Source organism: Ruminococcus sp. NATIVEDY161 (assembly GCF_045819895.1).
Lineage (GTDB): Bacteria > Bacillota > Clostridia > Oscillospirales > Acutalibacteraceae > Ruminococcoides.
Map to the genome: position 1 here is coordinate 809,346 of NZ_CP162392.1, position 21,244 is coordinate 830,589.

Consider the following 21,244-nt stretch of genomic DNA (forward strand, 5'->3'; position numbering starts at 1 on the left):
ATCTATTTGTAAGGATATTAAAGGCTTATTGATGACGTTATTCGTACATTATACCGCCAATCCGTATGTATAAACAACTCTCTCAACCTGACCTTTGGATTCCCAACAAGTCCGCATAAAATCTGCTTGTCGTACGTGCCACATTAATTTATTAATGATGAAGCTGTACGGCTTAGAGTTGTCGCAGACGAATACATCGAAGTCGTCAACATAGTGTCTGCCTTCCCAGCCGTAGGTCTGATGGACGGTGTAGGTGCCATAAGGCAGCTTCTTTGATTTTGCGTATCCCTTTTCGTCGCAGATAAGGGTATCACGCTCACTGTCCTTTGCTTTGTCAAAACTCCCTGCGCTTTTGAGAAAGAGCTGAAACGTGGCTCCTTCATTGATGATGTATTCTCTTACCTTGCCGTTTTTATTTCGCCGCTTATGCAGCTTCTTATCAGTGTGATATTCAAGATAGTGAAAGCACACTTTGCGTTTTTTGTCGATTGCCTCGTCTAACAGCTCAACATTGTAGAAAAGCTGCTTGTTATCCGTCTTATCCTCCGGCATACGGGCGATATGGTTCACTCGTTTTTTGAAATAGATATTGGACAGAGAAGCTAACTTATCGACCAGCTCCTTATCCTGCTTATAGGGGATATGATTCGAGAACAGAACGCTGTCAATCAGCAGCCGTAGCTCACTGTCGGTAAATTCACGTTCCAGATAAAAGTCGGAAAGGATTACATTCTCCTGTTCTTTGCCGTCCTTGTCTTTGAATATGCGCACGCTCTCGCTGTAATTGATGTTATAGCCGAACTCGATCAGGTTCATCAAATTGCGCTTGACAGCCTTGCGTTCAACCGTCATATCATATTCACGCTCAAGAATATCCTGGATCTCCTTCTGGCTCAGTCGGTGATTTTCATCAGTATATCGTTTTAGAATATCCAAAATATTCATAATAATCAGTTTCTTCGGAGATTTAGCGAACATCATACCACCTCTTATCTCTATCATATCATATTGAAATTCATTCTGCAATAATAATACACCGCAAGATGGTGTGTTTTTGGTGCACTGATTTTTTGTAAATCCAAAGTGAAACGCCCCTTGATAAGCGATTTGCCTATCAAGGGGCGCCGGATTCTTTTATGCACTGATAATATTGTTTTTGACGAGCAGCTTCGGGTCGGCTTTCAGTACGCTGAGGAACCGTCTTGCCGCTCCGATCGGTTTGTTGGTGCCGGCTTCCCACGCTTCAACTGTCTTGACCGACACGCCCATTACTTCGGCAAACGTGAGCTGCGTCATTCCAAAGCCGAGACGGATGTCCTTGATTTCTTCCGAACTGAAATCAGGAACAGGGCTTACCGTGCATTTCGCCGTTCGTGCCTGAACATTGCCTTTTTCATATTCGATCGCTTCATTCAATCCTTTTAAAATGCTTTCATAAACGCTCATAAAATCATCTCCTGATAGTAGCTTCCAAAATTTTGATCAGCTTCTTAACTTCATTCCGCTCCGATTTGGATAGATTATCTTTCTCGTCTTTAGCATATGCGGTGATCAGATAAATACGCTCATAAACCGCAAAGTCCACATAGCAAACTCTTGCGCTACCGCTTTTTCCTCTGCCCTCAAAGGCAATTCGGATTTTCCGCAGACCTCCGGTGCCTTGCATAACATCTCCCTTTGTGGGATTGATCGTCAGTTCCTCCTGCAAGGCTTTGAGTTCCTTATCAGTAAGCCCCATCTCAGCCCACTTTCGGTCAAACTCCGGAAGCATTATAAATTCCATTGTCATACCGTCACTTCTTTCAATCTCATTATACCCTATATAATAGGGTGTGTCAAGTTTAATCTGGTTCAAAATAGAATTTTTTAGCCGCCAAGCTTATTCAACTCGGCGGCTTTGCTTTTAGCTGTAAATGAGCTCGTGATTAACGATTTCCTCTGCTCGGTTGCGGATAGAATTCATCTTCTTAACCCACAGCATTTGATTGTTAGCTTTAAGCTGTTTCGTTACATCTTCACGCTCCGCAAGCTGCCTTACCAACCGATCAAACATATTCTCCGCCTGCTCGTCAATATCGGCGAGATAAGCGGTCAGCTTGCCTTTAGTCAACAAATTCGTGTAGAGGATTTTGCGGTTACGCTCCAAATAGCGAAGACGCCGCTTTCCGATAATTCCGATTTCGACCTTCGGCTGTTCAGGCAGTTTCAAATCGGGAATAAGATAGTCGCCCTGCTGTGTGTAAGTAATGTTTGTGTTTGTCATAGCTTTAACCTCCGAAAAATAATGAAATATTCTTATTGATCAGATACACGATTCAGCGATTTTAGGCTATTTTCGATTAATTGACAGCATTTTCAAATTTCTGTCGTTTTTAGAAATGTGATCTTTACTGTGTTTTTTAAGATGATTGACAGCAATATTGACTGCGATTTTGACTGCAATCTATCTTAATTTAACAATTTTCAAAACATCTTAACTTAACTTTAATAATGCTCAGTAAGTCACTGTTCAAGCCGATTTTAGGTGTTTTGAGTAAAGCTGGCAAAAGAAAAAGAGCAGTCCGAAAACTGCTCTATTTGGTCGGGATGACAAGACTTGAAGGCGACCGTGCCGAGCTTCAAGCGTAAGCGACGAAGCGAAGGTAAAAACAGTCCTGCGGACTTTTTATTTTTCAAAAAGTATTGACACCATATACGGTATCATATATAATGTTTATATAGAGGATGTGGTTATATTATGTCCAGATTTGATAAACTACTAAAAGAAATACTTTCACTGTCAAAGGATTTGCGGTTTGATGAATTGCGCAAGGTTCTTGAATACTACGGTTATGTTATGGATGCTCCGCGCGGTGGCAGCAGTCACTATACATTCCGCAAAAGCGGTTGTTATCCGATAACCATTCCAAAGCACGAACCGATTAAGAAAGTATATGTTCAAAAGGTTAAAGAGATTGTGGAGGCTGAGATTGATGACAAAAAATGATATTTTAAAAAAAGCAGAGGAATATATGAAATTAAAATACAGATTTGAACTGACGGAAGACGAAGCCGAGGGCGGTTATGTTATCTCGTACCCCGATTTAATCGGCTGTATGTCGTCAGGTGAAACGATTGAGGAAGCTGTAAAAAACGGCGAGGACGCTCGCCGCGAGTGGATTATCGCAACATTGGAAAACGGTATGGAAGTGCCGAAACCGTTTGACGCGGAGGAATACTCCGGTCAGTTCCGCCTGAGAATGCCCAAGTCCCTGCATAAGCTCCTTGCCGAGCGTTCCAAGCAGGAAGGAATCAGTATGAATCAGTATTGCATTTATCTGCTTTCGCATTACAGCTAATAATAGTTCAATAATATAAGACTTCCTGTCCCGTGGGCGTCCGTAGCCGGACGGCAACCCTTTTGTCGCTACGCGACATTTCCCCTGACAGGGGAATTTCACGCGGGTGCGCCCCTACGATTATGTCAAATGTTGTCCTGAACAAATCGCGTTTGGACTTTTTCTGCAATAAGAAAGGGACGGATTAACCGTCCCTTGATTTTTTATTTAAGCGTTTAGGCTTTAATTAGAAATCTCTTCTCTTTCTTGCGAGGAAGATAACGCCTGCAGCTGCGAGCATTACACCGCCGAATACGAAGAAGATGGTTGTCTCCTGGCCTGAGCTAACTGAGCTTGAGCCTGAAGAAGATGAAGAACCGCCTGAGCTTGAGCTTGAGCCGCTTGAGCTGCTTGAGCTTGAGCCGCTGTTGCTTGAAGAGTCACCGCTTGAGCTTGAGCTGTCTCCGGAACTTTCACCGGTTGCGGCAAGTGAAGACTTGGATTTATCCCAACCTATTTTATCTTTATCCGCAGGGTCTGTAAATACATCTTCTCCAAGTTTAGACGCATCTTTACCAGCATCTTTGATGGCTTTCTCAATATCATCTGATCCAAGCTTGAGAGCTTTAGCTGTATCATCAAGAGTCTGCTGAACAGACTTACCGTTGAACTTAAGAGCGTTTGAAAGACCGTCTGTGCCGCTTGACTTAATGAAGTTAACGAGCATATCGTATCTTGTTGTGCCTGCCCAGAGAGCCTCACCGATTACGTTACCGATTGATGTAATGCAGAGCGGAGGTGCGTACTTAGAAGCGTCAGCGTTCTTCCACTTTACATAGTAGCTCTTCTTCTCAGAGTTAACGTTGTTCTCTACCTGATCGCCTGTGAGGTAAGCTGTGTCGCCCACGATACTGGAATCAAAAATAAGGTCACAAGTCTGAACGCTCCAGTCGCCTGAGAAGATAACGCCGTACTGCTTGCCGCTTTCCAATGTAATACCTTTTTTATCTAAGTCAAACGTAAATATATCGTTACCTGCTTCAGTCATAGCACCCTTGTTAGAACCCCATGTGATAATCTCACCGGCGCCGTGCTCGTAAAGATAACAATAAACCTTCTTAAAACCCTTCCAGATGTTTCTGTCAACCTGGAAGCTGATTGAGTTACCGCCTACAGCAGCGCTGCCGCTGTCATCAGCGCCTACAGATGAATCGCCGTCGGGAGCAGCAACTGCAGCAGAATCCTCAGCAGCAGCAACAGCAGCGCTGTCGGTCTCAGCCGCGGAAGCAGCAATAGCAGCTGTGCTTGCAACCATCATAGCAGCGATTGCAATGCTAACTATTTTCTTGAACATTTTTTAATCTCCTCCTAAAATTGTTCCTTTATCCGAGAAAACATAATATCTCAGTAAAAATATTATACAATAAATATTACAAAACTTCAATACTTTTGCGAAATATTTTTCCGTTTTCTTATACAAGAAATTATTAGTCATTTTGGTTGTTTTTTACAATATATGACTAATTTTCTGCCAAAACAGGGGCGGATGTGTTTGTCCACCCCTGCTGTCAAGATATTATTACCGTTTTACTTAAACAATCCGAGTACGGTTTCTTTGACAACCGCAAGGGCGTCGGAAATTTTTGTGACGTCCTTTGCGCCTGCCATTGCCATATCGGGCTTGCCGCCGCCGTTGCCGCCCGCAGCCTGAGCTACCGCCTTTACAACCTTGCCTGCGAGCACGCCTTTGGCTACTGCCTCCTTGCCGCAAGCCGCCGCAAAGGTTACCTTGCCTTCGTTTGCCGCCGCGAGGACGATTACCGTTGAACTGTCTTTATCCCTCGCCTTTTCGCACATATCGCGGAGCACGTCGGCTGTTGCGCCCTTTACGCTGCCGGTTACGATTTTTACGCCACCGGCTTCCTCGGCGTTTTCGAGAATTCCGTCGAGCTGATATGCCGCGAGCTTTGAGTTGAGGTCGGCAATCTCGCGCTGCTGCTCCTTGATAAGCTGAGCCGCCTTTGCCGCGCCCTCAACAATCGCCTTGGGATTTGTGAGCTTAAGCGCTCCCGAAGCGCCCATAAGCGCCGCGCTGAGCTTGTTGATATAATCGAGCACGCCGTAACCGGTGAGAGCCTCAATTCTTCTTACGCCTGCGGCTACCGAGCCTTCCTGACGAATTCTGAACAGTCCGAGGTTTGAGGTGTTCTTAACGTGAGTACCGCCGCAGAATTCAACCGAAAAGTCGCCTGCGCTTACTACGCGGACAACGTCGCCGTACTTTTCACCGAACAGCGCCATTGCGCCGAGCTTTTTTGCCTCTTCAATGGGCATTTCGCGCGTTGTAACCTCGATACCCTCTAAGATTTTTTCATTTACAAGGTCTTGAACCTCAATAAGCTCCTTGGCTGTCAGAGCTTCAAAGTGAGTGAAGTCAAAACGAACATAGTTGTCTGTTACGAGCTGACCTGCCTGCTGAACGTGGTTGCCGAGAACCTGACGGAGCGCGCTCTGCAGAAGGTGAGCCGCGGTGTGATTGCGCATAATGTTCTCGCGCCTTTTCTTGTCAACCGCCGCTTTTACGGTCTCGCCAACGGTAATTCCGCCGTCCTTAACAAGGCAGGAATGAATATAGATATTGCCCGAGGCGTCCTTGGTGGTGTTGTCAACCTCAATCTGAGCGCTGTCGGCGGTGATTACACCTGTATCTCCCACCTGTCCGCCGCTCTCGGCGTAGAACGGAGTTTTGTCGAGCACGAGAACTACGCTCTCGCCCTCGCCTGCGGTTTCTACACGCTCGCCGTCCTTGACGATCGCGGCAATCTTAGCCTCGCACTCGAGGTCGGTATAGCCGACAAATTCGGTCTTTTCGACATCCGAAAGGTCGGTTGAATCGCTGATCCAAGCGTCTGCGCCTGCGTTTTTACGGGCGTCGCGCGAACGCTTTTTCTGCTCCTTAAGGAGCTCCTGAAAACGCTCTACGTCTACCTTGATTCCCTTTTCAGCCAAGATTTCTCTTGTCAAGTCAATCGGGAAGCCGTAGGTGTCGTTGAGCTTGAACGCATCCTCGCCGCTGATTGTCTTTATCTCGCTCTGCTCCATGATGTTCCGGAGCATCTTAAAGCCCTGGTCGATGGTCTTTGCGAAGCTTTCCTCCTCAACGCGGATAACCTTTGTGATAAACTCGCGCTTTTCGTCAAGCTCGGGATACGCTTTGAGGTTTTCGTTGATTACGGTATCGCAAACCTTATAGAGGAACGGCTCATGATAGCCGAGAAGTCTGCCGTGACGCGCCGCGCGTCTGAGAAGTCTGCGCAGAACGTAGCCCTTGCCCTCGTTTGAAGGCATAACGCCGTCGCCAATCATAAAGGTTGTGCTGCGGATATGGTCGGTGATTACGCGCAGCGAAACGTCGCTTTTTTCGCCGTCGCCGTAGTTAACGCCGGTAATTTTGCTGATGTGCTTCATAATGTTCTGTACGGTGTCTACAAGGAATAGGTTATCTACGCCCTGAATTACACACGCCAAGCGCTCAAGTCCCATACCTGTGTCGATATTGGGATGTTCAAGCGGAGTGTAGTTGCCCTTGCCGTCGTTGTCGAACTGGGTAAATACGAGGTTCCAGACCTCAACGAAGCGGTCGCACTCGCAGCCAACGTGGCAGTCGGGCTTGCCGCAGCCTTTTTCGGGACCGCGGTCAAAGTAAATTTCGGAGCATGGACCGCACGGACCTGAGCCGTGTTCCCAGAAGTTGTCCTCTTTGCCGAGGCGAACCATATGCGACGGATCGACGCCGACTTCCTTTGTCCAAATATCAAAGGCTTCGTCGTCGTCCTGATAGATTGAAACGTAGAGCTTGTCCTCGGGCATTTCGAGAACCTTGGTGAAGAATTCCCACGCCCATGCGGTAGCCTCGCGCTTAAAATAATCTCCGAACGAGAAGTTGCCGAGCATTTCAAAGAATGTGCCGTGACGCGCGGTGATGCCTACGCGCTCGATATCGGGCGTTCTGATACACTTTTGGCAGGTGGTAACGCGCTTGCGCGGAGGAGTTACCTCGCCTGTGAAGTACTTTTTCATGGGAGCCATACCGCTGTTGATAAGCAGAAGGCTGTTGTCGTCCTTTGGAACGAGCGAAAAGCTGGGCAGTCTGAGACAGCCCTTTGACTCGAAGAACTCGAGGAATTTTTCTCTAAGCTCGTTTAGTCCTGTCCATTGCATTTTGATTACTCCTTAGTATATGATTATAATGTTTTGTATATTATTTTTCCGTACGAAAAGGGTTTATTGTTCGCGTTTGCGTCTTAAAACCGAGCCTGCCGGAACGGGAAGGTCGGATTTCATTGTGAGTATCTGCTTGGGATGAGGCGCGCTTTCAACCTGCTCGCCGTCCTCGTTTGTCAGCGAAATACATTTTACGTTGTACGGTACTCCGCCCGGCGGAAGAATGTCGAGCGTGTCGCCTACGCAGAATTTGTTGCGCTGGGAGATTACCGAGGTTGTGTCGTCAATGCTCTTCTCGCAGAACGCCGCGGCGTCATAGTGTCGGATATAGCCGCCGTTATCGGTGGTCTGCCCGGGCTCGTAGCCGAAGTAAAAGCCTGTGCTGTACTCGCGGTGGCTGATTTTTTCAAGCTCCTCTTTAATCCACGGCTTTAGCTTAAAGTTCTCGCCCTCGGCGTAAAAATCATCGACCGCGTGGCGGTAGGCGTTGGTCGTAACCGCCGTGTAGTAGGACGACTTTGCCCTGCCCTCGATTTTGAAGCTCGACACGCCTGCCGCGACAAGCTCGGGGATATGCTCTATCATACACATATCGCGCGAGTTATAGAGGTAAGTTCCGCCGTCGAATTCCTCTACCGGAAAGAACTGCCCCTCGCGCTTTTCTTCATAAAGATGATACTTCCAGCGGCACGGCTGGGCGCAGTCGCCGTGGTTGGCGTCCCTGCCCGTAAGGTAGCTCGATATCAGGCATCTGCCGGAGAATGACACGCACATCGCGCCGTGAACAAAGCACTCGATCTCGAGCTCCTTGGGGGTTTTTGCTCGGATTTCCGCGATATCGGAAAGCGGAACCTCCCTTGCCATTACCACCCTTGACGCGCCCAAATTATAGAGTGCGTTGGCCGTTGCGTAGTTTGTTACACCTGCCTGTGTTGAAATATGGATTGCAACCTTCGGCGCGTAGCGCTTTGCCATTTCGAGCACGCCGGGGTCGGCTATAATCAGCGCGTCAACGCCGATATCCTGAGCAAATTCGAGGAAGGACGGCAGAGCTTCGAGCTCGCTGTTCTTCGGGAGAATATTGCAGGTCACGTGGATTTTTTTGCCCATTGAGTGGGCTAAATCACACGCTTTTTTCAGGTCGTCCCTGTCAAAATTCTTTGACGACGACCTCATTCCGAACATCTTACCCGCAAGGAACACCGCGTCCGCGCCGAAATCAAGCGCGGCTTGCAGACATTCAAAATCGCCTGCGGGAGATAAAATTTCAGGCTTATTCATCACTTAATATACTCCAAATTAGCCTCGTGCTCACCGATAGTGGAAGCGTAGTACGCCTTGCCGTTGCTGTCGTGGCAGAAGTAGTAATAGCTTGAATCATACGGATTGAGCGCCGCCTTGATTGCCTCCATACCGGGGTTACAAATCGGTCCGGGCGGAAGTCCGGTGTTGTCGTAGGTATCGTAACGGCTCTTATAATTCGCCGCAATCTCGGCAGGAAGCTTGTCCTTACTGCGGTAGGGGTAGTACTTTGTCGAGTCAAGTCCGAGGGACGATACGCCCTCGCTGCTGTCGGCGTTAAGGCGGTTGTGAAGGATTGAGGAGATATAGTACATATCGTCCGAATCCGCCGCCTCTGCCTGGATGATTGAGGCTATTGTCATAATCTCGTCGAGCGTGTAGCCGTCGTCGGATTTTTCGAGCATTTTATTGACTGATGTGAGCTTTTCATAACCGTCGAACGCCTGCTTTTCAGCCATACGCTTCTCGTAGTTATTGAGAATTTTATAAATAATGCTTGCGGGATCCTCGTTTACATAGAACTCGTATTTATCAGGATAGAGGTAGCCTTCGAGCTTGTAATAACGCTCGCCGGGGTTTTTGATGTTCTTTAAGAAGTCGAAATCGTTGTCGAACTTTGAAGAATTGCAGAGCTGTAAAAACTCCGCCTTGTTGCCGAGCGCTCCGCCCTCTTCAAGCTTGTCCGCAATCTCGAGGACGCTTTGTCCCTCGATGATTGTTACCTCAATGGTATCGGTACGGTTTGAAGTTCCCTGCAGGTTGGTAATAATCGCCTGATAGTCCATATTCTTTTTGAGCTCATATGTGCCCTGCGAGAAGGTGTTGTTCTTAGTCACCATAGCGTAGAGCTTAAAATATGTGGGCTCACCGATTACTCCGCTGTTTTTGAGAGCGTCGGTAACCGTGCCGATGTCCGCGTCCTTGGGAACCTGAACGGTTACGGTGGAATCGTCCTTGCGGTTAATTGCAAGCAGGTCGTTCATTCCCGTGATTAAAAACGCTCCGAGAGCCGCCGCGATAATCAGCACCGAAACTATCCATGCAATTCTGAAAATTCTGCGGTTACGCTTGTTACGCGCCTTGAGCTCGCGCTTTTCTTGCCTTTGACGCTTTTTGAGCGACCTTTTAGACTCGCGCGCAATTTGGTCTTTAACCTCTTCTCCGCTGTAGGAGCTGATTTCCTCGGGCTCCGACGAGCCGTAAGACGTGCCGTCGTCGTCGTAATTGTCGCGGATATTGAGCTTAAAGCTCTCCGCCTTTCTGCGGCGCTGTTCTTCAAGTCCGTGGTTATTATTGTCTGTACTCATATACTCATTCCTTTACCGGATTGCGGTTGACAAACCTCTCGGTTACGAGGATATCAACCGGTCTGTCGTATACTCCCTTTGGGAGGGTATTTTGTGTGCATTTATAGTAACAGATTCCGGCGGTTGTTCCGCCGAAGCTCTGCAAAAACCTATCGTAGTAGCCTTTTCCGAAGCCGATTCTGTAGCCCTGGTAGTCAAAGCACAGCCCCGGGACAAGGCAAAGCCCTGAGGAATAGTCCTCTGCCCTTTCGCATTTTTCGGGCACCGGCTCTAATATGCCGAACTTTCCGCGCGATAAGTCGGAGCGTGAATTTATGTAGTAAAAATCCATCTCTCCGCTGACTTCTCCGCACTTAGGTACGGCTACGCGCTTGCCGTTTTTAAGCGCGTCGTCGATTACCGCCGAGGTGTCGCACTCGATTTCTCCCGACACAAACGCAAACAGCGTTTGGCAGGACTTATATTCATCAAGCTGTAAGATTTGCTCTGTCAGCCTGCTGTCAAGCGATGATTTGAGCTGCGGCGGCATTGACTGCCTTATGCGGCGGTACTTTGCCCTGAGCTCGCGCTTGCGCTGTCTGACGTTTATCAGAGGCATTGCATATCCTCGGTAACCTTATCCGCAACGTCCTTCGAAAGCGCCTTTGTGACAATCGCGTGGCCGAATTCTACCGCGCAGCCTGCGCCCTTTGCGGTGATTACGTTGCCGTCGGTCTCGGTGTGGGCGGCGGTGTACTCTGCGCCCTTGAGCTCCTTTTCAAAGCCGGGGAAGCAGGTGGCTTTTTTGCCGTCTAAAAATCCGAGATGGCCTAAAATTGAAGGTGCGGCGCAGATTGCGGCAACAATTTTGCCCTCATCATAGCAGCGCTTAACACAATTAATAACTCTTTCGTCGTTTTCAAGGTTAACCGTTCCGGGCATTCCGCCGGGAAGGATCACTCCCTCGATTTCGCCGTAGTCGATATCGTCCGCGGAGACGTCCGACTTAACGCATACGCCGTGCGAGCTGATTACGAACTCGCCGGTAACTCCTGCGGTCTGAACCCTGAGCTTTGCTCTGCGCATTACGTCAAGACACGCGAGCGCTTCGGTCTCTTCAAAGCCTTCGGCTAAAAACAAATAAAACATAATTTCCTCCTGATTTTAGGATAGTGTGATTCCGATGTATATGTCCTTCGGCAGAGGCGTTGTTGACAGCGCCTTTGCCATTCCGTATTTTTCTTTTTTAGAAATATCAAAGAATTCCTCGCCGCATTTGCCGTAAACAACAAACCTGACTGAGTCGGAGCTGTTAAGCAAAAGCGTTTTTAATTCTTTTAAGTCATTATATGCACAGTAAAAAACCTTGCAAACGCCGTTTTCTTCCTCAAAAATCGCCATGGCGTTTTTGCTGAAAGCGGTTTTTATTCCGTAGCAGGCGTAATATTCAATAGCGAAGCGGACATAATCATTATTCCATAAAAGAAAATTTCCTCTTTTAAATCCGTATTGAATATACTCAAAGTCCGCGGTGTCGCCAACGAGTATGCTGTCGGCACAGCCGCGTTCGAGCTCGTTTCGGTGAACCATCGCTCCCCTTACCGAACAGCAGGCGCGGTAGCCGTGCTTGCCGTAAAAGCGGTAGAGCTTTCCGCTTGCAGGCAGGAGTACCGAAAAGAGGTCTCCCCTGTTTTTCGCGTCATTTAATGAATATTCTATCAGCTTGCCCATTATTCCGCGGTTTCTAAAATCCGGCAGGGTTGCCGCTCCGCAGAGGTAGTGAGCCTGCGCTCCGCCGAGTGTGCAGTCAATCAGGTACAGTGCAGAGACAATTTTGCCGTTTTCAGTCGCGGCGTAAGCGTGGTATGTGTTTTTATTTCTTTCAAAGAATAAATCTGCCGCCTCGGGCGAATCGTCAAAGCAATTCAGCCACAGGGCTTTAAGCTCGTTTATATCTTCTTTTCCGGCTATTTTCAGCTCTGTATTCATTTTGGAATACCGTCAAATCTTTCGTAAATAATCTCGGGATGATAGGACAGCTTGGATTTTTTCAGTCCCTCGAGCCCCATATCCTCCTCGCGGTTGAGGTATTTGTAATTTGTAAGGGTTTTCGCAAACTCGTTATTGATAACCGCATAGCTGCCCTCGTAGTCCCTGAGCGCTTTTTCAAAGTTAACGTCGAAGCAGAGCGGTGAAATCTCCGAGCCCAAAGTCATAGCGACGGGCGTTTGATTAACATACAAAATCAATCCGCGCATTTCGAACTCGTTTAAGTTCTCCAGCGCCTCTTTTATAACCGCGTATTCGGCGTGCTCGTTTGGGGTAAGCCCATTTTCCAAGCACCAAAGCTCCGCGACCTTCAGCGCGTCGGCGGCGTTTTCCGCCGTTACAGGCTCGGTTTTGCTGTCGGGAAAGGTGCGGTTGAATTTTGAGATGTGGTTGCGCTTGGCATGGTACTTTTTGCCGGGAAGCTCAGCGAGCATTTCGGTCAGGTAAATATAGTCCTGAGTTGTTGTGCTCGGCTCAAAAATGCACTTACCCGTGCAGAGCCTTTCGAACTCCTCGCGTTCTTTGCGCGACATATAGCCCATATAAGGCTGGCGGTCATTTTCCTTTGCGTCGTCCGCAATCGCCTTTAACGCGCCTTTAACATTTTTGCCGTGCGGAAGACAGTAGCCCCACAGCCTGCCGTCGGAACGGAAATACGCCTTGATTAAAGTATCGTCGAACACGGCGAACTTAATAGGATACTCGTGTTTCCACAGGTAGGCGCTGACCATATTTGCCTCGCAGCCGATTTCATCGTCCGAGTAAAACGCTCTGTATTTTTTTATATCGGATTTTTCGATTTGCTTAAAATTTAACATAAAATATCGCTGACAGCCTTTACTATTTCCTCAGATATTTTTTCTATCGGCTTGATTTCGCCGTTTTCGCAGCAGTCAATTACCGTCCAACCGCATTTTTCCGCGGCATAAAGCGCACTTTTGCGGCAGGTTAGCAGAAAACTGAGGTTGCTTTCGTGCAAATCCTTCTTGCTTAAATCTCCGCCGTAGCGCTTTTCCATCAGCCTTTGCGAAACGTCGGGAGATACGTCGAGGTAAATTACCCTGTCGGGCTTTGGCAGTCCAAGCTTTACGTACTCAAAATCATCCTGCCAGTCGATGAACACGTCGCGGTCGCTGTCGTCAACCTTTGCCATTTGGTAGATTATATTTGAGGTGCTGTAGCGGTCGCACAAAAAGAGCGTGCCGTCTTTATAGTCGTCCTTCCAGTCCTTTAAGAAGCTTGCGGCGCGGTCAACGGCATAAAAAGCCGACGCGCAATAGGCGTTAACGTCCTCGGGCTTGCTGCCGAATTCTCCGCCGAGGTACATCTTTACAAGCGCTGACGCAGGGCTGTCGTAATCGGGATATTCAAGCCTGCGAACCTTTAAGCCTTTTTTGCCGAGCTTTTCTGCAAGGAGCGCGGTCTGGGTAGCCTTTCCGCTTCCGTCAAGCCCTTCAATAACAATAATCTTGCTTTTCATAACTACCTCTTAGGGCTGTCTGCCGTATTTTTCTCTCATTTCCTTCTGTCTGCCGCAGCACAAATTGCCCTCGGGACAAGGTCCGAACAGACATCCCGGCCCGCAGTTTTTGAACAGCGTGGGCGCGACCTTTAGACATTCGAGGAGCATTTTCTCGGCTACCTCGCGGATTTCCCACTGTGCGCGGTTACAGCAGCGGTGCGCAAAGAAGTTGTGCAGACTGCGCGCGTTAAAGGTGCAGACAATTTTTGTAGTCGAGGCGTTCGGGAGAATAAACCTCGCGTCCTCGTTCGCTTTTTTGATGAACGCGGAGTACTGCTTTTTGTTGCTCTGCTTGAAGCTCTCCATAATTTCCTCATCACTGCCCTGCTGAGCCTCTCCGAGAAAACCTGCGATATATCCCGCAACAAGGCTGTCGCGGATTTCTTTATAAGCCTTCGCTTCAACTTCAAGCGCCTTTTCGTAAGCCGCGAGAGCCTTTGGATTGTTTTGAATTTCGGGCGGAGTTACAAAGTCGAACTTCGTGCCGTCAACATACCTCTGGCTCTGCTGCGAGTATGAGGCGATTCTGTGGCGAACGAGCTGATGCGAGCAGGCGCGTGAAATTCCCTCAATTCCAAAGGTGAACGAAGCGTGCTCGGTAGGACTGGCGTGGCCTAAATCAGTGAGCATATCCAAAAATGAGGTTGTCTTTTCCTCTGTCAAGCCGTCGCGGATATTTTCGATATCCGACGGAGAATAGCACAGCTTTGCCGCCATTGCCACGGTTTGCTCGGGGTTGGGAGTGTGCGCGAGCAAGGTTACTTTTACCGCCATAAAATTACCTCCTGAATTAATTAATATTGCTCAAAAATTGCAAATTTACGCATTTATAGTAATTATACTACATAATTAGATTTATTATATCATTTTTCAACGCTTTTTTCAATAGATAATCAAAAAAAGCGTACGCAGATGTGCGTATGCTTTTTTTAGCCATCGCTCGTGCGCACGCAGTGCGCAACTGAGCGGGCAATACAAATTTTTTATTTGATAGAGTTTTATTTATATTTCTGCTTGTAGAAATTAAATTGCTTTTATATTTATACAATTTGTTGTAATTTACTATCAAATAAAAAAGAGATAACGGAAGCAATTTCCGTTATCTCCTGTTTTATCAGTCTCCAAATTGATTAAATCGAGCCAAAAATTCTTTTGTGCGCTCGCTTGACGGATTGTCAATAACCTGACCGGGCGTACCCTCCTCCTCGATGAAGCCGTTATCCATAAAGATAATTTTGTCGGCAACGTCGTGGGCAAAGCCGATTTCGTGAGTTACAACAATCATTGTGCTGTCGGAGCTTTTCAGTCCCCTGATTACGTTGAGAACCTCTCCGGTGAGCTCGGGATCGAGCGCGGATGTCGGCTCGTCAAAGCAAAGAATGTCGGGATGGAGCGCAAGCGCCCGTGCGATTGCAACTCGCTGCTGCTGTCCGCCGCTGAGATTGCAGGGGTAATAGCCGCGCTTTTCGTATAGTCCGACCTTTTTGAGCAGCATTTCCGCCTCTTCGTCAATAAGCTTATTTGCCTGCTTGATGTTTGTAACGCCCATATACTCTCCGCTCTGGTGGATTTGCTCCTTTGCCTTAAGCTTGGGTGCGAGGGTTAGGTTTTCGATAACCTTATACTGCGGAAACAGGTTGAAGTTTTGGAACACCATTCCAAAGTGCAGTCTGTTTTTGCGAATAGCCGACTCGCTTTTCTTTGAATCGTCATCTCCGTCAAAAAGCAAGTTGCCGTCAACGGTAATCTTGCCCTGCTGAGGGGTTTCAAGGAAGTTCAGGCAGCGCAAAAGAGTTGTTTTGCCCGAGCCCGATGAACCGATAATCGCCAGCACCTCGCCCTTTTCAAGCGAAAAGCTGATATCCTTTAATACCTCGGTTCTGCCAAAGCTTTTTTGAATATTTTCTACATTTAAAAACGGCATACCTATCCCCCCTAAATCTTATAATAATCGAGCTTTTTCTCGATAAATCCGAATAGAAGGGTGAGAAGTCCGCTGAAAATAAGGAAGAAAACTCCGGTGTAGAACAGCGGCCAGATAAGTCCGGTCATTGTGAAGCGCTCAGCCGCCTTGAGCATTTCGGGCACCATAATTACACGCGCAAGCGAGGTGTCCTTTACGAGGGTGATAATCTCGTTGCTCATAGGCGCGGTAATGCGCTTGACAACCTGCATAAGCACAATCTTGAAGAAGATTTGTGACTTGCTCATGCCGAGCACCTGACCGGCTTCGTACTGTCCCTTTGGAATTGACTCGATTCCGCCGCGGAAAATCTCGGAAAAATACGCCGCGTAGTTGATAACAAACGCGATAATCGCCGCAGTCATACGGTCAAACGAGATTCCCCAAACGAGCGAGGGAATGTAGAACACCACAAAAAGCTGCAGCATGAGCGGTGTTCCGCGGATTATCCATACTATTACTCTTACAAGTCCCTTTAAGGGTAAAAATTTTGACATTGAGCCCATCGAGATTATCAGACCGAGCGGAATTGCCAAAAGCAAGGTCAGTCCGAAAATCTCACAGTTTTGGGCAAAGCCCAAAAGGAGCTCGTGGGTTACGTTTAAGAATTGTTCCATTATAAATTATTTTGCGATAATCTGCTCTTTGAGGCTGTACTTGTCAGCGATTTCTGCAAGCTTGCCGTTCTGTGCGAGGGTTGCGATTGCTGCGTTTACCTTTTCAAGAGTCTGGGGGCTGTTCTTTCTGAACGCAATGCCGTACTCCTCGGGTGAGAAGCTCTTTGACTCGATAATCTTGAGGTCAGCGTAGTCTGAGCCTGCCTTGAGTGTGCCGATTGACATTACATAGTCGATGATTGCGATGTCTGATGTGCCTGACTTAACCTCGAGAAGCGCCTTTGCCTGAGAATCGGCAGGAGTATACTTTGCTTCCTTAAAGAACTCATCGCCCTTTGCAACTTCCTCGCCTGCGGAGCCTGCCTCGGCAATTACCTTAGCGCCCTTAACGCCTTCTGCTGTAGCGTACTTCTCGGCGTTCTCAGCCTTAACAATCATAACCTGCTTGTTAGCCATGTAAGGAGTTGAGATGTCCATATTATTTTTTCTCTCGTCTGTGATTGTAAGACCGTTCCAAATGCAGTCGATGGTTTTGGAGTTAAGCTCTACCTCTTTTGAATCCCACTCAATCTCCTGGAACTCTGCCTTTACGCCGAGCTCTGCGCAAACTGCCTCGGCAAATTCAGTCTCGAAGCCTGTGAGCTTGCCGTCCTTCATATAGTTCATGGGTTCAAAGTAAGTGATACCGATTTTAAGGCTGCCCTTGTTCTGGATAAAGCCCCAGTCACTGTTAGCGTCTGCCTTCTGCTCTGAGCTTGAGTTATCTGTCTTGTCGGAATTACTTGAACTGCCAGCATTGCCGTTGCCGCCGCAACCTGCAAATACCGCGACAGTCATTAAAACTGCCAATAAAAGCGCGATTATTTTTTTCATAGTGTTGTCCTCCGTTTATAAATAATATATACGTTCTGTACGAACCAAGCATTATTATACATTACCACGTTAACAAAGTAAAGTGGTTTTTAGAAAAAAAGAGGAAAAATCGCTGTAAATCTCGGTTTTTCGAATTTTTGGCAAAAAGTATCCCCCGCCATAAAGACGGGGGAAGTATTATTTGATTATTCAGCTGATATTAAGCAATTAGTCCCAAGCTGTTACGAGGTAGTGACCGAGGTCGTTCTTAGAACCGTCCATCCAGTAACCTGCGTGGCTAAAATCTGTAATATCTTCTGTCTGAGCGCCGCTGCCGTTGTTAAGGATAACGCCGACTGCTCCGTCGGGAACGCAGCAGATGAACTGTGTCTCGCCGTAGTCGTTTGTTGTTGTTTCTGCCTGAGCTGCGCCGGGCCACTCGCCGTTGATTGCGTTGCCGTCAGCATCCCAAGCGTATACATATGCGCTGCCCCATCCGAAGTTATCGGTGAGAAGGAAGGTCTTCTCCTCATATTCGGTAGGAACGGGATCGGTCTCGGTGGGCTCGGGGTCTGTTACAGGCTGCGGATCAGTGATAGGCTGGGGAGTATCCGGATTTACAAAATCGGGATTGTACTTGCCAGCGTAAATTGATGTCTGGGTTGTGCCGTTGAAGGTCTGACCGTCAACGAACTTGCTGTACATAATTACCTGGCCGTTCTTGGTCTGGAGCTCTACCATATCGAGGTTAACCTCGGTTGAGCCTGAACCGATAACGTCAAATGTAACTGTGAGCAGGCCAATCTTGTCGCCGTCGGTGTCGCGCATGGGATAGTATGTACCGGCGTTGGAAACGTTACCGATAAGCTGTCCCTGAGCAACCTTAGCGCCGTTGATAATGGACTGGTCTGTGATAGGTGTGTTGTAGTAGGTTGTGCCGAGAACCTCGCCGTCAAATACGAGATCCTTCTTGTTAACGCCTTCGTCCTCGTTGTACTTAAGAACTGAGGGATCCCAAGTGATCTTCCACTGGTCGTTAACCATGAGCTCTGAGCTCTTTACATAGAATGAAACTGTAATCTGCTTTGTATCAGCAGGGAATGACTCTACTCTTGTGTCGAAGAGGCAGGTTGACTTAGCTGTTACGGTGAGACCCTCGCCGGAAGCGGTGGGCTGTACCTCTGTCGGCTGAGTGGGAACGTCGGGAGAAATGTACTCCTGACCGCACTTCTTTGTGCTGGGTCTCTCAGCAGCGTACTTCTGGATAAGTGTAGCGTCCATAATATCAACTATGCCGTCGCTGTTTACATCACCGAGGATGAGCTGGAGAGCGTCGAGAGTTGTCTTTGCTGCAGCGTACTTCTGAATGATAGTAGCGTCCATAATGTCGCAGATACCGTCGCCGTTTACGTCGCCGTAGTAATACTTCTTACCGGGATCGGGAGTTGTGGGCTGGGGATCTGTAGGCTTGATGGGATTGGTTGTGGGCTCGGGAACTTCAGTTGTAGGCTGGGGAGCTGCTGTTGTGGGCTGGGGAGCAACTGTTGTGGGAGCGGGGGCACCCTTTGTTACGTTTGTAGCCTCAACGTTTCCGCCGGGAACAAGAGTTGTTGTTGCCCATTTTGTGCCGTAAACCTGGCTTGTCATGTTGAGCTTCCGGCCCTTCTGTGAAGAACTCTGAGTCTCTGCGCCGGTGCTCTTCAAGTAGCCGCAGATGATTACGTATGTGTTTGAAGAAGTACCAAGGTTGAAATCAACAAGCTCTGAAGATACGGTTGATGTACCGTCGGATTTCTTTGTGGTCTTATATGCCTTTGACGGAACTTCTACATAATAGTAACCTGAAGCCTCGTCATACTGCATTTCCTCGCCGGGCCAGCCTGCTGCGTTGGAGTAGGTTGCATTTTGAGTAGCGTGTGTTACCTCATCGTAGATGTACGCGCTGAACGGGCCCTTCCAAGTTGTCTTCTGAGCCGCGTTGAAGAATACATAAACGCCTGAGCCTGAGTGCTCGGTCTTTTTATACTTATAAACATAGCTCTCTGTCTGACCTGCAGCGTCTGTAGCTGTGAGGTTGAGAGTGATTGTGTCGCCGTAGCTATAGTCGGAGCCAATGCGGATTGTGGGAGTGCCTGTGAATGTTACAGGAGCGCTGTCCTCAAGAGCATATGTACCCGATACAGCGTTCTCAAGGCCGAGCTTAACTGTGAGAGTCTCGCCCTCGAAAGCGCCGGACTCTTTTGAGCTTGTAGCCTTGGGAGTAGAGGTTGACTTGTAAACAACAGCAACGCCTGACTTGCCGATTGTACCGGAAAGTGTGCCGTTTGATACAGTAAAGGTGTTGCCTGTTACGGTATCAACATAGCTGCCGTTAGCCATACCTGTTCCGCTGATGTTAACGTTAGCGGTAGCGCCTGCAGTACCGCCTACGTTAGAAAGAACGATACCTGTTGTACCTCTTCTTACGTAAGAAACAGAACCCGAAGAACCGAGATACTCGCTCTGGCCTACAAAGGCGTTCTTGAACTTGTTAACCTCGGAAACAGCAGCGCTCTTATAGGTGGTGTTTGAAGAAGCCTGGCCCATCTTAGCAGCAGGACGTGCAAAGAACAGAGCTGTTGAGTCTTTTCTTGCAGCTACAAGAGCCCATGACTTTGTGATAACGTCGTCAGTGAGGTTAGAGGTATTTGAGATACCTGCCGAACCTGCGCTGCCCTCGTATGTATCGTGAGACTCTGACCAGAGAACGATGTTTGAAGCCTTAAGGTTTGTGTCACCGTTCTGACCGCTGATAGCAGTGTAGTTGGACTTTGTAGCGTTGCCTGCATTCTTGCTGTTAACAGCCGCTGTGATAGCGTCACCTGTGCGGTTATCTGTTACGTTGATGTAAGGAGTGTAGTGTGTGTACTTTCTTGAAGAAGGACCGCAGTTGTTAAGAATCTCGCCGTAGATGTAGAGATCGCCGCCGGTCTTATTCTTGTAGTAGGTCTTAGCCGCACTTGTTACTGTAGGCCAGTAATTAGAAGCGTAAGAGCCGTCGGAAGGAGTCTCGATGTGCTTAGCGCCGTCGAAACGGAATCCGTCAACACCGCAGTCAATACATTCTTTAAGAAGATTAACGATGTTGTTCTGTACGGTTGAGTTTGCAGTGTTAAGGTCAGGACAAGCTGTAAGATGTCCCTGAACGCACTGTTTTACGTCGCCGTCGGAAACATCGCCCGAAACATTGTGGTAGAACTGGCTGCTTTTAGCGCTTGCCGCGTAGATGTTAGGCTGATAAGTCTTAACCTGCGGGCTTACAGCGAAGGGATCCTTAACGGTATCCGAGTCGTTGTTACCAACGTGGTTTGATACGATATCGCAGATAATCTTGATTCCGTAGTTTTCTGCCTCCGCGCAAAGAGCCGTAAGGTCTGCCTTTGTGCCGTACCATGATTTCTGAGCAATCTGGTGGCTTACGGGCTGGTAGGGCTTCCACCACTCGCTGCCGACCGATGCTGCTGCACCATAGTCCTTAGGCTGCTGTACCGGAGATGTCTGAACGGTACTGTAGCCCGCCGCTTTGATAGCAGGCAGGTTGTCTTTGATTGAGTTATAAGACCAGTTGAAGGCGTGCAGAATTACACCGTTCTGAGGGTTCGTCTGCAGGTTTGGAGAGCTTGCGACAGCAGCGTCCTCCTCGGGAGCGATGTTAGCCGCTCCTGAAGAAAATGTGAACGCGAGAGAAGATGTAAGTACTGTTGCAGCAGCAACTACACTTACAAGTTTTCTGAACATTTTCATCAAAAAACCATCCTTTCATTTTAATTCATTATTATTATAACAAATTGATTTGCAAATGTACATATTTTATATTACAAATTAATAACAGAATTTTTGTGCATTTTTGCAATTTGTACTAAATAGACAGTTTGTTTTTAAAAATTTATTGCATTTGAGAATTTTAATATCCCGAAACATTGATAAAATTTTGTCAATTTTACGCCCGAAAAAACGGTATACAATTTAAATGTAATTATAAAGTGATTGACTTTTGCGTTTTATTAGAATATAATCTATAATGGTTTTGTAGACTAAATATAAAATAGTCTCAAAGCACACCATTTGAACAG

At 47.7% G+C, this 21,244-nt stretch carries 20 protein-coding genes; 2 read left to right on the top strand and 18 right to left on the bottom strand.

Annotated elements, in window-relative coordinates; translation table 11 throughout:
* Positions 1-48: 48 nt before the first annotated feature.
* From AB1I50_RS03865 to AB1I50_RS03880, 4 genes are all read right to left on the bottom strand, one after another.
* A complete protein-coding gene (locus tag AB1I50_RS03865) occupies positions 49-1,002 on the bottom strand; it encodes a SpaA isopeptide-forming pilin-related protein (RefSeq protein ID WP_407724934.1) in 954 nt (317 codons plus the stop codon).
* A 132-nt stretch (positions 1,003-1,134) separates the two neighbouring features.
* Positions 1,135-1,446, bottom strand: a complete 312-nt coding sequence (locus AB1I50_RS03870; protein WP_407724935.1) for a helix-turn-helix domain-containing protein — start codon at positions 1,444-1,446, stop codon at positions 1,135-1,137.
* A 4-nt stretch (positions 1,447-1,450) separates the two neighbouring features.
* The gene (locus AB1I50_RS03875) at positions 1,451-1,855 is read right to left on the bottom strand and encodes a type II toxin-antitoxin system RelE/ParE family toxin (protein ID WP_407724936.1); all 405 of its coding nucleotides are present in this window, start codon (positions 1,853-1,855) and stop codon (positions 1,451-1,453) included.
* Positions 1,856-1,903: 48 nt separating this feature from the next.
* Positions 1,904-2,263 (bottom strand): TnpV protein, encoded by a 360-nt coding sequence (locus AB1I50_RS03880; protein WP_407724937.1) that lies wholly within the window; start codon positions 2,261-2,263, stop codon positions 1,904-1,906.
* Positions 2,264-2,737: 474 nt separating this feature from the next.
* Between AB1I50_RS03880 and AB1I50_RS03885 the strand changes: the two genes are divergently transcribed.
* Together AB1I50_RS03885 and AB1I50_RS03890 are read left to right on the top strand one after the other, a co-directional pair.
* A complete protein-coding gene (locus AB1I50_RS03885) occupies positions 2,738-2,986 on the top strand; it encodes a toxin HicA (RefSeq protein WP_407724938.1) in 249 nt (82 codons plus the stop codon).
* Positions 2,973-3,338 carry a type II toxin-antitoxin system HicB family antitoxin gene (locus tag AB1I50_RS03890; protein WP_407724939.1) on the top strand — a complete coding sequence of 122 codons (366 nt, stop codon included), beginning with the start codon at positions 2,973-2,975 and terminating at the stop codon, positions 3,336-3,338. The genes AB1I50_RS03885 and AB1I50_RS03890 overlap by 14 nt, the downstream gene beginning before the upstream one ends.
* 226 nt (positions 3,339-3,564) lie before the next feature.
* Here the strand turns inward: AB1I50_RS03890 and AB1I50_RS03895 are convergent, their stop codons facing one another.
* From AB1I50_RS03895 to AB1I50_RS03960, 14 genes are all read right to left on the bottom strand, one after another.
* Positions 3,565-4,671: an LPXTG cell wall anchor domain-containing protein gene (locus AB1I50_RS03895; protein ID WP_407724940.1), complete on the bottom strand. Its 1,107-nt coding sequence runs from the start codon at positions 4,669-4,671 to the stop codon at positions 3,565-3,567.
* A 233-nt stretch (positions 4,672-4,904) separates the two neighbouring features.
* A complete protein-coding gene (gene alaS / locus AB1I50_RS03900; protein WP_407724941.1) occupies positions 4,905-7,538 on the bottom strand; it encodes an alanine--tRNA ligase in 2,634 nt (877 codons plus the stop codon).
* 63 nt (positions 7,539-7,601) lie between these two features.
* Positions 7,602-8,822: a peptidase U32 family protein gene (locus AB1I50_RS03905; RefSeq protein WP_407725317.1), complete on the bottom strand. Its 1,221-nt coding sequence runs from the start codon at positions 8,820-8,822 to the stop codon at positions 7,602-7,604.
* Complete coding sequence (gene mltG / locus AB1I50_RS03910) at positions 8,822-10,150, bottom strand: endolytic transglycosylase MltG (RefSeq protein WP_407724942.1); 1,329 nt, start codon at positions 10,148-10,150, stop codon at positions 8,822-8,824. Before mltG ends, AB1I50_RS03905 begins: the two co-directional genes overlap by 1 nt.
* A gap of 4 nt (positions 10,151-10,154) precedes the next feature.
* Entirely contained in the window at positions 10,155-10,748 is a 594-nt protein-coding gene (locus AB1I50_RS03915; RefSeq protein WP_407724943.1) for a 5-formyltetrahydrofolate cyclo-ligase, read from the bottom strand.
* Positions 10,739-11,278 (bottom strand): DJ-1 family glyoxalase III, encoded by a 540-nt coding sequence (locus AB1I50_RS03920; protein WP_407724944.1) that lies wholly within the window; start codon positions 11,276-11,278, stop codon positions 10,739-10,741. The genes AB1I50_RS03915 and AB1I50_RS03920 overlap by 10 nt, the downstream gene beginning before the upstream one ends.
* A 15-nt stretch (positions 11,279-11,293) precedes the next feature.
* Entirely contained in the window at positions 11,294-12,118 is an 825-nt protein-coding gene (locus AB1I50_RS03925) for a GNAT family N-acetyltransferase (protein ID WP_407724945.1), read from the bottom strand.
* On the bottom strand, positions 12,115-12,996 hold the full coding sequence (locus tag AB1I50_RS03930) for a DUF2156 domain-containing protein (protein ID WP_407724946.1): 882 nt from the start codon (positions 12,994-12,996) through the stop codon (positions 12,115-12,117). The genes AB1I50_RS03925 and AB1I50_RS03930 overlap by 4 nt, the downstream gene beginning before the upstream one ends.
* Positions 12,990-13,658 carry a dTMP kinase gene (locus tag AB1I50_RS03935; protein ID WP_407724947.1) on the bottom strand — a complete coding sequence of 223 codons (669 nt, stop codon included), beginning with the start codon at positions 13,656-13,658 and terminating at the stop codon, positions 12,990-12,992. The genes AB1I50_RS03930 and AB1I50_RS03935 overlap by 7 nt, the downstream gene beginning before the upstream one ends.
* A 9-nt stretch (positions 13,659-13,667) precedes the next feature.
* The gene (thyX, locus tag AB1I50_RS03940) at positions 13,668-14,474 is read right to left on the bottom strand and encodes an FAD-dependent thymidylate synthase (RefSeq protein ID WP_407724948.1); all 807 of its coding nucleotides are present in this window, start codon (positions 14,472-14,474) and stop codon (positions 13,668-13,670) included.
* Between the two features lie 340 nt (positions 14,475-14,814).
* Complete coding sequence (locus AB1I50_RS03945; RefSeq protein ID WP_407724949.1) at positions 14,815-15,624, bottom strand: amino acid ABC transporter ATP-binding protein; 810 nt, start codon at positions 15,622-15,624, stop codon at positions 14,815-14,817.
* A gap of 11 nt (positions 15,625-15,635) precedes the next feature.
* Positions 15,636-16,280: an amino acid ABC transporter permease gene (locus tag AB1I50_RS03950; protein ID WP_407724950.1), complete on the bottom strand. Its 645-nt coding sequence runs from the start codon at positions 16,278-16,280 to the stop codon at positions 15,636-15,638.
* Positions 16,281-16,286: 6 nt separating this feature from the next.
* The gene (locus tag AB1I50_RS03955; RefSeq protein WP_407724951.1) at positions 16,287-17,153 is read right to left on the bottom strand and encodes a transporter substrate-binding domain-containing protein; all 867 of its coding nucleotides are present in this window, start codon (positions 17,151-17,153) and stop codon (positions 16,287-16,289) included.
* 207 nt (positions 17,154-17,360) lie between these two features.
* A complete protein-coding gene (locus AB1I50_RS03960) occupies positions 17,361-20,915 on the bottom strand; it encodes an alpha-amylase family glycosyl hydrolase (protein WP_407724952.1) in 3,555 nt (1,184 codons plus the stop codon).
* Positions 20,916-21,244: the final 329 nt, after the last annotated feature.